Origin of the sequence: Superficieibacter sp. 1612_C1, assembly GCF_015234305.1 — a bacterium.
In the GTDB taxonomy this organism is placed as follows: Bacteria; Pseudomonadota; Gammaproteobacteria; order Enterobacterales; family Enterobacteriaceae; genus Superficieibacter.
This window is the reverse complement of the sequence record NZ_JADGMI010000003.1, coordinates 547,942-561,066: the sequence shown is the minus strand read 5'-3', so window position 1 is coordinate 561,066 and position 13,125 is coordinate 547,942. Positions and strand designations below refer to the sequence as shown.

Here is a 13,125-nt window from a genome sequence, read left to right as displayed (position 1 = left end):
GTCACAAGTAAAGATCATTGAAAAGTTGAGGGTGTTGCAGTGGCTTCGAACGATGAAACTTAACCTTTCACACCGCCTGCCGTCAGGCCGTTGACCAGCCAGCGCTGAGCCAGCAGGAACACGGCGGTAATCGGAATGGCGGAAAGTACCGCTGCGGCAGCAAAGTCGCCCCAAAGATAGTTTTGCGGGTTGAGATACTGTTGCATTCCGACCGCCAGCGTATAGCTGTTCACATCACGCAGCAGCAGCGAGGCCACCGGCACTTCGGTGATGGCGGCGATAAACGACAGAATAAACACCACCGCCAGAATCGGCACCGACAGCGGCAGCAGCACCAGACGGAACGCCTGCCACGGTGTTGCGCCATCCAGCGATGCCGCTTCTTCCAGCGAGCTATCGATCGTTTCGAAATAGCCTTTAATCGTCCATACATGCAGCGCGATACCGCCGAGATAGGCGAAGATCACCCCACCATGCGTGTTCAGGCCGATAAACGGAATGTATTGCCCCAGGCGATCAAATAAGGCATACAGTGCCACCAACGACAGCACCGCCGGGAACATCTGGAAAATCAGCATCCCTTTCAGCAGCGTTGCCTTGCCCGGAAAACGCATGCGGGCGAATGCATAGGCGCAGGTGGTGGACAGCGCCACGATGCCAATTGCCGTAATACCCGCGATTTTTATCGAGTTCCACAGCCACAGCAGCACCGGGAAGGGCGGCGGTGTCACGCGGCCATCCGCATGTTCCACGCTGAAGCCGAGCGCCAGCCGCCAGTGCTCCCAGGAGATGCTCTCCGGGATCAGACTGCCGGTTGCGAAGTTACCTTCACGCAGCGAGATGGCGATGACCATCAGCAACGGAAACATAATTGCTGCGATAAACACCAGCAGCAGCAGGTGCGTCACGAATAAACGTAATTTTTGCGATTTGGGTTGGACCATGGCCATTATCGTTATCTCCCTTAATCAAACTTCATGCGCGTGGCTTTCAGATTCACAATCGCCAGTGCCCCGACCAGCAGGAAGATCAACGTGGCGATAGCGGCCGCCAGGCCGAAGTCCTGACCGCCGCCACCTTCAAAGGCGATGCGGTAGGTGTAGCTCACCAACAAATCGGTATAGCCCGCTGGCGTCGTGGTGCCGAGGCGATCCGGGCCGCCGTTGGTCAACAGCTGGATCAGCACGAAGTTGTTAAAGTTAAACGCAAAGCTGGCGATCATCAGCGGCGTCAGCGGTTTGATCAGCAGCGGCAGCGTGATTTTAAAGAAGTTCTGGAACGGCCCCGCGCCGTCCATTGCCGACGCTTCGTATAAATCGTCCGGGATGGCTTTCAGCAGGCCCATGCACAGGATCATCATGTAGGGATAACCCAGCCAGGTATTGACGATGACGATCATCGCGCGGGCGGTTGTTGGATCGCTGAACCAGGCCGGTTTGATGCCGAACAGCGCGCTGAGCATCATGTTGATTTCGCCGAAGCTCTGGTTAAACAGCCCCTTGAATATCAGAATCGAGATAAACGACGGTACCGCGTAGGGCAGGATCAGCAGCAGGCGGTAGACCGCTTTTCCTTTCAGCGACTCCCACTGTACCAGGCAGGCCAGCACCATGCCCACCGCGACGGTCAGTATCACCGTGAGTACCGAGAAGACCACCGTCCAGACGAAAATGGCGAAGAACGGTTTCTGAATGCCTTCGTCGGTAAAGACGCGCATAAAGTTATCCCAGCCGATAGTGACGGTGTAGCCGGGGCTTAATTTCTCATCGCCCCAGTTACCGTCGGCGTTAAGCGCCTGGTAGTAGCCGATATCGTTATTAGGACGGTATTTAACGCCGCTCTGATTGTTCGTCAGCGTCCCGTCGCTGGCCTCGGTATACAGCGGTCGCGTGCCGGAGAACTGGCGCAGCGAGCTCATAACCACATTCGTTTCATCAGGCAGCACGGCGGTAAGCTGGGTCAGCGCCTGGCGATTCTGGGTGATCACGCGCAGATTAGCCCGCTCAGCCGTTGGCAGGGCCGCCACTTCCTTCAGGGCGATTTTCTGCTCGCCGCCAAAAGTGAAGGCGTCGGAGAGATAATTTTTTCCGGTTTCGCCGTCGGTCAGCGCAAGTTGCCATTTAGTCTCCGCCGGATACAGTCCGAAGTTATAGGTTTTACCCGCCTGATAAGAGCGGTCCATCAGCACTTGCTGCGCGCGCTCCTGGGTCAACTGGTTGGTGCTGCTGTAGTTGGTAAAGGCGATGGCGATGGTGCAGACCAGCGGGAACAGGACAAACAGCCCCATCCCGGCCATCCCAGGATAAACATAGCGCCACGCGTACGTTTTACGATTAGCGAAAATATACAGGCCAGCCGCGCTTAAAATCAGCGTCATAATGGCGAACAGGTACTCCCCCTGGGCGTACATTAAAACAACAAGGTATCCCACCAGCAGCGCCAGCAATCCAATCACTGACCATTTCAGCGTCTCGCTTTGCCACCAGTGTTTCTTTTTAACGACATCCATGGGGATCGTCCTCTACAACAATAATTCGTCCTGGCATAGATGCCTTATCAGGCCCACAACGTCTGTAGACCTGATAAGGACACAACAGCCTTACTTCGTAATACGACCCTGAGCATCTTTCAGCGCGGCATCCACCGTCTGACGACCGCTGGCCGCATTGATCACCGCCGTGCGAACCGCGTACCAGAAGGCCGCCATCTGCGGAACGTTCGGCATGATTTCGCCTTTCTGAGCGTTATCCATAGTGGCGGCAATGCGCGGATCTTTCGCCAACTTATCCTGGAAGGATTTCAGCGCCACGGCACCCAGCGGCTTGTCCTTGTTCACTTCATCCAGACCCTGATCGGTCAGCAGGTAGTTTTCCAGGAACTCTTTCGCCAGCTCTTTGTTCGGGCTGGCGGCGTTGATGCCCGCGCTCAGTACGCCAACGAACGGTTTAGACGGCTTGCCTTTGAAGGTCGGCAGCAGCGCGACGCCGTAGTTCACTTTGCTCTTATCAATGTTGGACCACGCCCACGGACCGTTAATGGTCATTGCCGTTTCGCCTTTATTGAAGGCGGCTTCAGCGATGGAGTAATCCGTATCGGCGTTCATATGTTTGTTTTTAATCAGATCGACCAGGAAATTCAGACCCGCTTTCGCGCCCGCGCTGTCCACGCCGACGTCTTTCACATTGTATTTGCCATCAGCAAATTTGAACGCATAGCCGCCGTCAGCAGCGATAAGCGGCCAGGTGAAGTACGGTTCCTGGAGGTTAAACATCAGCGCGCTCTTACCTTTCGCTTTCAGCGTCTTATCCAGCGCCGGGATCTCTTCCCAGGTTTTCGGCGGATTCGGTACGAGGTCTTTGTTATAAATCAGCGACAGCGCTTCTACCGCAATCGGGTAGGCGATCAGCTTGCCGTTATAGCGTACGGCGTCCCAGGTGAAAGGATAGAGTTTGTCCTGGAACGCTTTGTCTGGCGTAACCTCTGCCAGCAGACCGGACTGAGCGTAGCCCCCGAAGCGGTCGTGCGCCCAGAAGATGATGTCCGGGCCGTCACCAGTGGCGGCAACCTGCGGATATTTCTCTTCCAGTTTATCCGGATGTTCAACGGTCACTTTAATGCCGGTATCTTTTTCAAACTTCTTACCCACTTCAGCAAGGCCGTTATAGCCTTTATCGCCGTTGATCCAGATAACCAGTTTGCCTTCTTCGATTTTGGCGAAAGCTGAGGCGGAAAGCATCATCGTCGTCAGTGCGGAGAGTGCGAAGATGCGTGCGCCAGTTTTGATATTCATATATCCCGTCCTTATGGTCGTTACTCGTGGATACGCTCAGGTGGCTTGACGATGCTCAGTCTCCGGGTTTGACAAGCCCTTTCCATCCTCCCCACCTCTACGCCCCACCGCTCCGTTCTGTGATCTCCATTGCATAAATTTGAGTTATGCGTCCCAGCGCACATAAAAGCGCGCCGATTTTTGTCGCCCACATCACGAAAATAGCCGCCGCGCCGCATGCCCGGTCTCAGAAGCGAGCTCCTCATCCTCCCAACTCCTCCCCCATAAAAAAGAGAGGGGGTGGAGGATTTGCTGTGTGAATGTTTGGCCCATAGTCAGCCCATCTTGAATGTTTCTGTTGATGACAGGTTGTAACGAAGGGAGAGGGCATGGCGAGCGTACAGCTACGGAATGTAACGAAAGCCTGGGGCGACGTGGTGGTATCAAAAGATATCAACCTCGAGATCCATGAAGGTGAATTCGTGGTCTTTGTCGGACCGTCAGGCTGTGGGAAATCAACGCTGCTGCGCATGATTGCCGGGCTGGAAACCATCACCAGCGGTGATTTGTTCATTGGTGAAACCCGCATGAATGATGTCCCGCCGGCCGAACGCGGCGTGGGCATGGTGTTTCAGTCCTATGCGCTCTATCCCCATCTCTCCGTTGCCGAAAATATGTCGTTTGGCCTCAAGCTGGCGGGTGCCAAAAAAGAGGTGATGAAGCAGAGCGTTAATCAGGTGGCGGAAGTGCTCCAGCTTGCGCATTTGCTGGAGCGTAAGCCGAAAGCGCTGTCCGGCGGGCAGCGTCAGCGCGTGGCGATTGGCCGCACGCTGGTGGCAGAGCCGCGCGTATTCCTGCTGGATGAACCGCTCTCAAACCTTGATGCCGCGCTGCGCGTGCAGATGCGTATTGAGATTTCCCGCCTGCATAAGCGTCTGGGCCGCACGATGATTTACGTCACTCACGATCAGGTCGAAGCGATGACGCTGGCCGACAAAATCGTGGTGCTGGACGCCGGTCGCGTGGCGCAGGTGGGCAAGCCGCTGGAGCTGTATCACTACCCGGCAGATCGTTTCGTCGCGGGCTTTATTGGTTCGCCGAAAATGAACTTCTTGCCGGTGAAGGTTACGGCGACCGCTATCGATCAGGTGCAGGTTGAACTGCCTAACCGTCAGCATGTCTGGCTGCCGGTCGATAGTGCCAATGTTCAGGTGGGCGCAAATATGTCGCTCGGTATTCGCCCTGAGCATCTGCTGCCCAGCGACATCGCCGATGTCACCCTGGAAGGCGTGGTTCAGGTCGTCGAACAGTTAGGACACGAAACACAGATCCATATTCAAATCCCCGCCATCCGTCAGAACCTGGTGTACCGCCAGAATGACGTGGTGTTGGTAGAAGAGGGTGCCACATTCGCTATCGGCCTGCCGCCAGAGCGCTGCCATCTGTTCCGTGAGGATGGCACTGCATGTCGTCGGTTGCATCAAGAGCCGGGCGTTTAAGCATTCCCATTAAATACGCAAAGTCTGTAAAGAACGATGCGTAATAAAAGAAAAGCAATGATCTCAGGAGATAGAATAATGACTACTCTGCGCAAACTTCCACTGGCGATCGCCATTACCGCGGGCATTCTCTCTGCTCACGCTGGTGCCGTCGATTTTAAAGGTTATGCTCGTTCCGGTATCGGCTGGACCGGCAGCGGCGGTGAACAACAGTGTTTCCAGGCAACCGGTGCACAAAGTAAATACCGTCTCGGTAACGAATGTGAAACCTATGCGGAACTGAAACTGGGTCAGGAAGTGTGGAAAGAGGGCGATAAGAGCTTCTATTTCGACACTAACGTAGCCTACTCCGTCGCACAACAGAATGACTGGGAAGCTACCGATCCGGCCTTCCGCGAAGCCAACGTGCAGGGTAAAAACCTGATCGATGCGCTGCCAGGTTCTACTATCTGGGCCGGTAAGCGTTTCTATCAGCGTCATGACGTTCACATGATCGACTTCTACTACTGGGATATTTCAGGTCCTGGTGCCGGTATTGAAAACATCGATCTGAACGGTATCGGTAAACTCTCTTTTGCCGCCACGCGTTCACAGGAAGCAGGTGGTTCCACCTCCTTCAGCAGCAATCATATTTATGACGCCACCAAAGATACCGCCAACGACGTGTATGACGTGCGTTTAGCCGGTCTGGAAACCAACCCGGACGGCATGCTGGAATTTGGTGTGGATTATGGCCGTGCTAACACCACTGATGATTATCAGCTTGCTGACGGCGCATCAAAAGATGGCTGGATGTTCACCGCTGAACACACCCAGAGCATGCTGAAAGGCTACAACAAATTTGTTCTGCAATACGCGACCGACGCAATGACCGCGCAGGGCAAAGGTATTCCGCAGGGCTCCTGGACCGATGATGACATCGCAACTGACCGTAACGTCAACAACGACGGTTCCCTGTGGCGTGTGATTGACCACGGTGCGATTACCCTCGCCGATAAATGGGACCTGATGTACGTCGGTATGTACCAGAGAGTCGATCGTGATGACGATCGTGGTACCGACTGGTACACCGTGGGCGTGCGTCCGATGTACAAATGGACACCGATCATGAGCACCCTGCTGGAAGTCGGTTACGACAACGTGAAATCGCAGGAAACCGGCGATCATAACAACCAGTACAAAATTACCCTCGCGCAACAATGGCAGGCTGGCGACAGCATCTGGTCTCGCCCGGCACTGCGTCTGTTCGCGACCTATGCGAAGTGGGATGAAAACTGGGGTTATGCCAAAAACAGCAGCGGCGACATCGGTCGCTCAGCGATCAGCGACTCCACCGGCAACGGCCAGTTCTCCAACAGCCGCGGCGACGACGATGAGTTCAGCTTCGGCGCGCAGATGGAAATCTGGTGGTAATACCGCATTAATCTGACATAAAGAGGGGCGTAAGCCCCTCAACGTCTTAAGGGTTGGCGCGCTATTGCCTGGCCACCGCTACACCCGGGTACTTTGAGGTGATAACAATGAAAATGAACAAAAGTCTCGTTGCACTCTGCCTGACGGCGGGGTTACTGGCAGCGGCTCCGGCAGTTAGCCTGGCTGAGGTCAACTACGTACCGCAAAACACCGCTGCCGCCCCGGCTATTCCCGCCGCGGCATTACAGCAGCTCACATGGACACCGGTCGATCAGTCAAAACAGCAAACCTCGGCTATTGCGTCCGTCGGGCAACGTCTTGACGTTGCAGGCATTACCGGCCCGGTTGTTGCGTATAGCGTACCGGCGAATATCGGTGAGCTGACCTTAACGCTGACCAGTGAAGTGAACAAACAAAGCAGCGTCTACGCGCCGAACGTGCTGATCCTCGATCAGAACCTGACGCCGTCGGCGTTTTTCCCCAGCAGCTATTTTACCTATCAGGAACCGGGTGTGATGAGCGCTGACCGTCTTGAAGGGGTGATGCGTCTGACGCCTGCGCTGGGGCAACAGAAAATCTACGTGCTGGTCTTTACCACTGAAAAAGATCTCCAGCAAACCACCACGCTGCTGGATCCGGCCAAAGCTTACGCCAAAGGCATCGGCAACGCGGTACCGGATATTCCCGATCCTGTCGCCCGTCATACCACCGATGGCATCGTGAAATTGAAAGTGAAAACCAATAGCAGTTCCAGCGTGCTGGTCGGCCCGCTGTTTGGTTCATCAAATCAGGGATCGGTGACCGTCGGTAATACGGCAGCACCTGCCTATAGCGCAACGGCCGCTGCGCCGGTCGCCGCGCCAGCTGCGAAAAGCGAGCCGGTTCTGAATGATACCGAAGCTTACTTTAATCAGGCCATTAAACAGGCTGTTGATAAAGGCGATGTCGATAAGGCATTGAAATTACTTAACGAAGCAGAGCGTCTGGGGTCAACTTCAGCGCGTTCCACCTTTATCAGCAGTGTAAAAGGCAAGGGGTGATTGTTGCCCCACAATGCTGATGTTTAGGCTTAGCCTTTCGGTGCGTCCTTCGGGGCGCACTTTTTTTACTGGCATCACCGTGTTACATATCTGTTGCGCTTTTGCATCTAACCCGCCCCCCATCACACTTTTCTGCGTTACAATGCTTTCAGGCTATGTACCGGAGAAACAGGCATGTCACATCCTGCGCTAACGCAATTGCGTGCGCTGCGCTATCTTGATCATATCCCCCCGCTAAAATCCGCACTGCGAGAGTGGTTATTGCTGGAAGACTCGATGACCAAACGGTTTGAACAGCAGGGGAAAACGGTCAGCATCATCTTACTCCGCGAAGGGTTTGTTGGCCGGGAAGAGATTGCTGAAGAACGGGCGCTGTTGCCGGATGAACCGCGCTACTGGCTACGGGAAATTATTCTTTGTGCAGACGACGTACCCTGGCTGGTGGGCCGCACCGTTGTGCCGGAATCAACGTTAAACGGTCCTGAACTGGCGCTGCAAAAACTGGGTAAAACGCCGCTGGGCCGTTATCTGTTTACCTCCTCAACCCTGACCCGTGATTTTATTGAGATCGGGATGAGCGACGAGTTGTGGGGACGGCGCTCGCGGCTGCGGCTTAACGGAAAACCCTTGTTGCTCACCGAATTATTTTTACCGGCATCACCGATTTACCAGAAGGAAGAGAAAAATGGAGTGGAGTCTGACGCAGAATAAGCTGTTGGCATATCACCGCCTGATGCGTACCGACAAACCCATTGGCGCGCTACTGTTACTGTGGCCGACGCTATGGGCGCTATGGGTGGCGGCGCAGGGTCTGCCGCCGCTGTGGATACTGGCCGTTTTTGTCGCTGGCGTCTGGCTGATGCGCGCGGCGGGCTGCGTGATAAATGATTATGCCGATCGCAAAATTGACGGCCATGTAAAGCGCACCGCCAACCGACCGCTGCCGAGCGGGGCCGTCAGCGGCAAAGAGGCGCGAACGCTGTTTGGCGTGCTGGTGCTATGTTCCTTCCTGCTGGTGCTAACCCTCAACCGGATGACCATTCTGTTATCCGTTGCCGCCCTCCTGCTGGCGTGGGTGTATCCCTTTATGAAGCGCTATACCCATCTGCCACAGGTGGTACTGGGCGCTGCGTTCGGCTGGTCAATTCCCATGGCGTTCGCTGCCGTCAGCGAAACCCTGCCGCTGAGCTGCTGGCTGATGTTTACAGGCAATATCCTCTGGGCGGTGGCCTATGATACGCTCTATGCGATGGTGGATCGGGATGACGACCTGAAGATCGGCGTGAAGTCGACAGCGATCCTCTTCGGGCGCTACGATCGGCTGATTGTTGGACTCTTACAGGTGGCAGTGCTGGCGCTGATGATGGCTATTGGCTGGCTGAACGGGCTGGGCGGCGTGTTTTATGCGTCGGTCGTCGTGGCGGGCGCGCTGTTTGTCTACCAGCAGAAGCTGATTATTCACCGCGAGCGCGATGCCTGCTTTAAGGCGTTTATGAATAATAACTACGTTGGGCTGGCGCTTTTTGTCGGGCTGGCGGTAAGTTACTGGGGATAGTTAAATTTACGCACAGAAAAGAGGAATGCCAATCCAGATTAATCATGCATTCTACTTATTAATTTCGTCACTTTTTGCCGCCCTGTCTGATGGTTGTATTGTCAGAGAGGGCGTTTTTTTAAATAGGTATTTGTATTTATAATATTAAAAATAAAACATAATTATTATTTTCAGAATAAAATAATAATTTAAAAGTTATTATGTAATAACCAAATTAATTGTCAAGCTCAGCGCGTTTTCTTTATGAAAAAATTCACCATATCTATTATATATTGTGAATAATATGTAATCAAAAATACCATAAGATAAACAAATGTTTTTTGTATTCCTGGTGAGTTGTATTATTAATTATATAAATCAGCTAGTTACTCCTGATCCGCGCTGCGATAATCTGCCACGCCATCATTTTTTTTGATAAAAAATCAGCACCCAAGCTGCTGGCGTAATTTTAATCATCACTAAAACATATTAAATTATAAATACTAACTTACCTTTTATTTTTTCTAATGTGATCCTGTCAAAAAGGTGTGATAAATTATGCGCACTTTATACGAATCAATATTAATTGTAACTTTCTGATGCACCTTAAACGTCGGATTTACGTTGATTATTCGTATAAGGAATCAAACTTTATGATAAAGGATTATTCAATGTTCAAGAAAACACTGTTAGCTGTTGCTGCAACTTCTCTTCTCTCTGCCGCCGCTTTCAGCGCATCTGCCGCTGATCAGGGCCATGGTAAAATTACATTCACGGGTACTGTTATTTCTGCACCTTGCTCTATTCCAGCAGAAGATGTGAATAAGACCGTTGATTTAGGTGAAGTAGGGACCTCGGCTCTGAATGGCGGTAAAAACTCCCTGCCAGTCGCTGTTGATATCCATCTGCAGGACTGCGTTCTGACCAGCGGCACAGGTACTGAAGCGACCACTATCACCAAAGCTAAAGTCACCTTCACCTCTGCAAATGCCGATGCAACGACTAACCTGCTGAAAAACACTGCCGAAGGCAACTACGGCGGCGCGAGCAACGTTGGCGTTCGTCTGTTGACCGAAGGTAACGATGACGTGGTTATGGGAACTGAAGTGCCGGTGGATCTGGTTGCCGAGAACTCCTATCAGGTTCTGAAGTTCAAAGCGCGTATGGAACGTGTCGCAACTGGAACAGATGCAACGGCAGGTAACGTAGCCACTGACGTTAACTACGTACTGGCTTACGATTAATAACGTGTCAGTAAATTATTATTTAATTCAAGCCAGTGAAAAAAACACTGGCTTTTAGGCTTTTTCATTAAAAAAGGATTTGATGAATAGCATGTTAAAAACCCATCTTAAGGCGTTATTCATTTTAATAAAACAGTCTTTATGTCCGGTAATATTTACTGCGGCAACGATTACGCCTGCCTGGGCGACTGAGTTCAATACGGATATGATCGATGCAGAAGATAAAACAAACATCGACCTCAGTCAGTTTGAAAAGAAGGGGTTTATTTCTCCCGGCAAATATATTGCAAACGTAGACATCAACAAGCGAAAATTTCCGAACGCATGGTCATTTGAGTGGATTAAAACAGAGGATGAAAGCGGCTCGCGAGTTTGTCTGACGAAAGACGATCTAGCGGCATTCGGCTTTGCGGATGATTTTATCCAGACGTTACGCCCCATCAATCCACAAGGGTGTCTGGACATTGCCAGTAAGCCTGAATTAGTCGTCAGACTCAATAAAGCGGACATGGTTGTCAGCATCATTGCCCCTCAGGCGTGGATGAAATACCAGGCGACTAACTGGACGCCGCCAGAGTTCTGGGATGATGGTATTGCGGGATTTATACTGGATTACAACGTTTATGCCAGCCAGTATGACCCGGATGACGGTACAAAGAGCCAGGACCTCAGTTCCTATGGAACGCTCGGCTTTAACCTCGGCGCATGGCGTTTACGCTCGGATTATCAGTACGACAAATCATATGAAGATGGTCATTCCACCGGCAGCAATAGCAGTATGGACCGTACTTATCTGTTTCGCCCGATTCCGTCAATCGCCTCCAGATTGACGTTGGGACAGTACGATCTGAACTCAGATTTATATGATACGTTCCATTTTACCGGGGCTTCGCTGGAGAGCGACGACGACATGTTGCCGCCAGATTTGCAGGGATACGCCCCGCAAATTACCGGTATCGCGCAGACTAACGCCAAAGTAACGGTTACCCAGAATGGGCGAATGGTTTATCAGACTACCGTTACGCCGGGACCGTTTAACATTACCGACATTGGTGAGACGTTTCAGGGCCAGCTTGATGTGACGGTGGAAGAAGAGGACGGACGTAAAAACACGTTCCAGGTCGGCTCATCGTCTATTCCCTTCCTGACGCGTAAAGGGCAGGTTCGTTACAAAGCCTCTACCGGTAAACCTACCTCCGTCGGCCACACCGATGTTAACAACCCGATGTTCTGGACCGGCGAATTTTCCTGGGGATGGCTGGGAAATACGTCGCTCTATGGTGGCGCATTATTGACCGCTGATGATTACCAGGCGGCAACCGCAGGCGTTGGTTTTAACCTCAACAGTTTTGGTTCGCTCTCTTTTGACGTCACGCGCGCGCAGGCGACGCTGCGCGGAAAAAATAATGAGGATAATGAGAAACAGCGCGGCTATAGCTATCGCATCAACTATGCTAAGCGGTTTGAAGAAACCGGTAGCCAGGTAACATTTGCAGGCTATCGTTTCTCGGACAAAGAATATGTCACCATGAGCGAGTATCTGACGGCGCGAAGCGGTGATGATTCGACCAGTAACCAGAAAGAGAACTATGTTCTTTCTTTTAACCAGTATATTGAATCACTGGCGCTTAACGCTTATCTCAGCCTGACGCGTAATACCTACTGGGACGATTCCGCCAGCACCAGTTACACCGTATCGGTCAGCCGCAACATCGATATTGGCCGCTTTAAAGGTATTTCTTCTTCCTTGTCGGTTGGACGTTCGACATGGGATAACAAAGAAGAAACGCAATACTATCTGTCGTTTACCATCCCGCTTGAGCAAAGCCGCAGCATCTCCTGGTATATGCAGAAAAATGGCAGCGATAACCTGTCCCAGACGCTGTCTTACTACGACTCATCAGACAGAAACAACACCTGGAATATTTCGGCATCCGGGGATGAGGATGATTTCCGTAATGCCGAACCTGCCATTCGTGGCAGTTACCAGCATTATTCACCCTATGGCCGTCTGAGCGTCAATGGCAGCGTACAGCCTAATGCTTATAACTCGTTTACCGCAGGCTGGAATGGATCGCTCACCGCGACACGTTACGGTATGGCGCTTCATGATAATAGCAACGGTAACGATGCCCGCATGATGGTTGATGCCGATGGTATCGCTGGCGTGCCGCTGAGTGACAAACGTACCGTGACGAATGCGATGGGGATTGCTGTCACCAACTCGGTCAGCGACTACACCACCTCCACCATCCGCGTTGACAGCGATCAACTGCCTGACGGCGTGGATATTAATAATTCGGTCATTAATACCACGCTCACTGAAGGCGCAATTGGTTATGCGAAGCTGAACGCCACTAAAGGTTATCAGATCCTTGGCATCATCAGGCTTGCTGATGGTCGTTATCCACCGCTGGGCGTAACCGTTGTGGATGTTGACAGTGGTAAGGATGTTGGTCTGGTCGCAGAAGATGGCTATGTGTATCTCAGTGGGCTTCAGGAGAACAGCAAATTACGTCTCCAATGGGGCAATAATGTTTGCCAGATTATTCCCCCTAACCAAAGCAATGCGGACGGTAAAGCCATTATTTTACCCTGCAAAAAAGTAAACTAATTCAGGATGAAT

Annotated in this window: 10 protein-coding genes; 7 read left to right on the top strand and 3 right to left on the bottom strand. The window is 52.3% G+C overall.

Features of this window, described 5'->3' with window-relative positions; translation table 11 throughout:
* Positions 1-59 precede the first annotated feature (59 nt).
* The 3 genes from malG to malE all read right to left on the bottom strand — a co-directional run bounded on the left by malG (position 60) and on the right by malE (position 3,790).
* Positions 60-950 carry a maltose ABC transporter permease MalG gene (malG, locus tag INT84_RS13835; protein WP_176920910.1) on the bottom strand — a complete coding sequence of 297 codons (891 nt, stop codon included), beginning with the start codon at positions 948-950 and terminating at the stop codon, positions 60-62.
* A 14-nt stretch (positions 951-964) separates the two neighbouring features.
* Positions 965-2,509: a maltose ABC transporter permease MalF gene (malF, locus tag INT84_RS13830; RefSeq protein WP_194207238.1), complete on the bottom strand. Its 1,545-nt coding sequence runs from the start codon at positions 2,507-2,509 to the stop codon at positions 965-967.
* A gap of 90 nt (positions 2,510-2,599) precedes the next feature.
* Entirely contained in the window at positions 2,600-3,790 is a 1,191-nt protein-coding gene (gene malE, locus INT84_RS13825; protein ID WP_194207237.1) for a maltose/maltodextrin ABC transporter substrate-binding protein MalE, read from the bottom strand.
* Between the two features lie 368 nt (positions 3,791-4,158).
* Between malE and malK the strand changes: the two genes are divergently transcribed.
* The 7 genes from malK to INT84_RS13790 all read left to right on the top strand — a co-directional run bounded on the left by malK (position 4,159) and on the right by INT84_RS13790 (position 13,113).
* Positions 4,159-5,268, top strand: a complete 1,110-nt coding sequence (gene malK, locus INT84_RS13820) for a maltose/maltodextrin ABC transporter ATP-binding protein MalK (RefSeq protein ID WP_176920907.1) — start codon at positions 4,159-4,161, stop codon at positions 5,266-5,268.
* Between the two features lie 75 nt (positions 5,269-5,343).
* Positions 5,344-6,681: a maltoporin gene (locus tag INT84_RS13815; RefSeq protein WP_194207297.1), complete on the top strand. Its 1,338-nt coding sequence runs from the start codon at positions 5,344-5,346 to the stop codon at positions 6,679-6,681.
* 107 nt (positions 6,682-6,788) lie between these two features.
* Positions 6,789-7,721, top strand: coding sequence for a maltose operon protein MalM (gene malM, locus INT84_RS13810; RefSeq protein ID WP_176920906.1), 933 nt, complete (start codon positions 6,789-6,791; stop codon positions 7,719-7,721).
* A 174-nt stretch (positions 7,722-7,895) separates the two neighbouring features.
* Positions 7,896-8,432 (top strand): chorismate lyase, encoded by a 537-nt coding sequence (ubiC, locus tag INT84_RS13805; RefSeq protein ID WP_194207236.1) that lies wholly within the window; start codon positions 7,896-7,898, stop codon positions 8,430-8,432.
* Positions 8,407-9,276 (top strand): 4-hydroxybenzoate octaprenyltransferase, encoded by an 870-nt coding sequence (ubiA, locus tag INT84_RS13800; RefSeq protein ID WP_194207235.1) that lies wholly within the window; start codon positions 8,407-8,409, stop codon positions 9,274-9,276. The genes ubiC and ubiA overlap by 26 nt, the downstream gene beginning before the upstream one ends.
* A 650-nt stretch (positions 9,277-9,926) precedes the next feature.
* Positions 9,927-10,499 (top strand): fimbrial-like protein, encoded by a 573-nt coding sequence (locus tag INT84_RS13795; protein WP_194207234.1) that lies wholly within the window; start codon positions 9,927-9,929, stop codon positions 10,497-10,499.
* Positions 10,500-10,581: 82 nt separating this feature from the next.
* The gene (locus INT84_RS13790) at positions 10,582-13,113 is read left to right on the top strand and encodes a fimbria/pilus outer membrane usher protein (protein ID WP_194207233.1); all 2,532 of its coding nucleotides are present in this window, start codon (positions 10,582-10,584) and stop codon (positions 13,111-13,113) included.
* Positions 13,114-13,125: the final 12 nt, after the last annotated feature.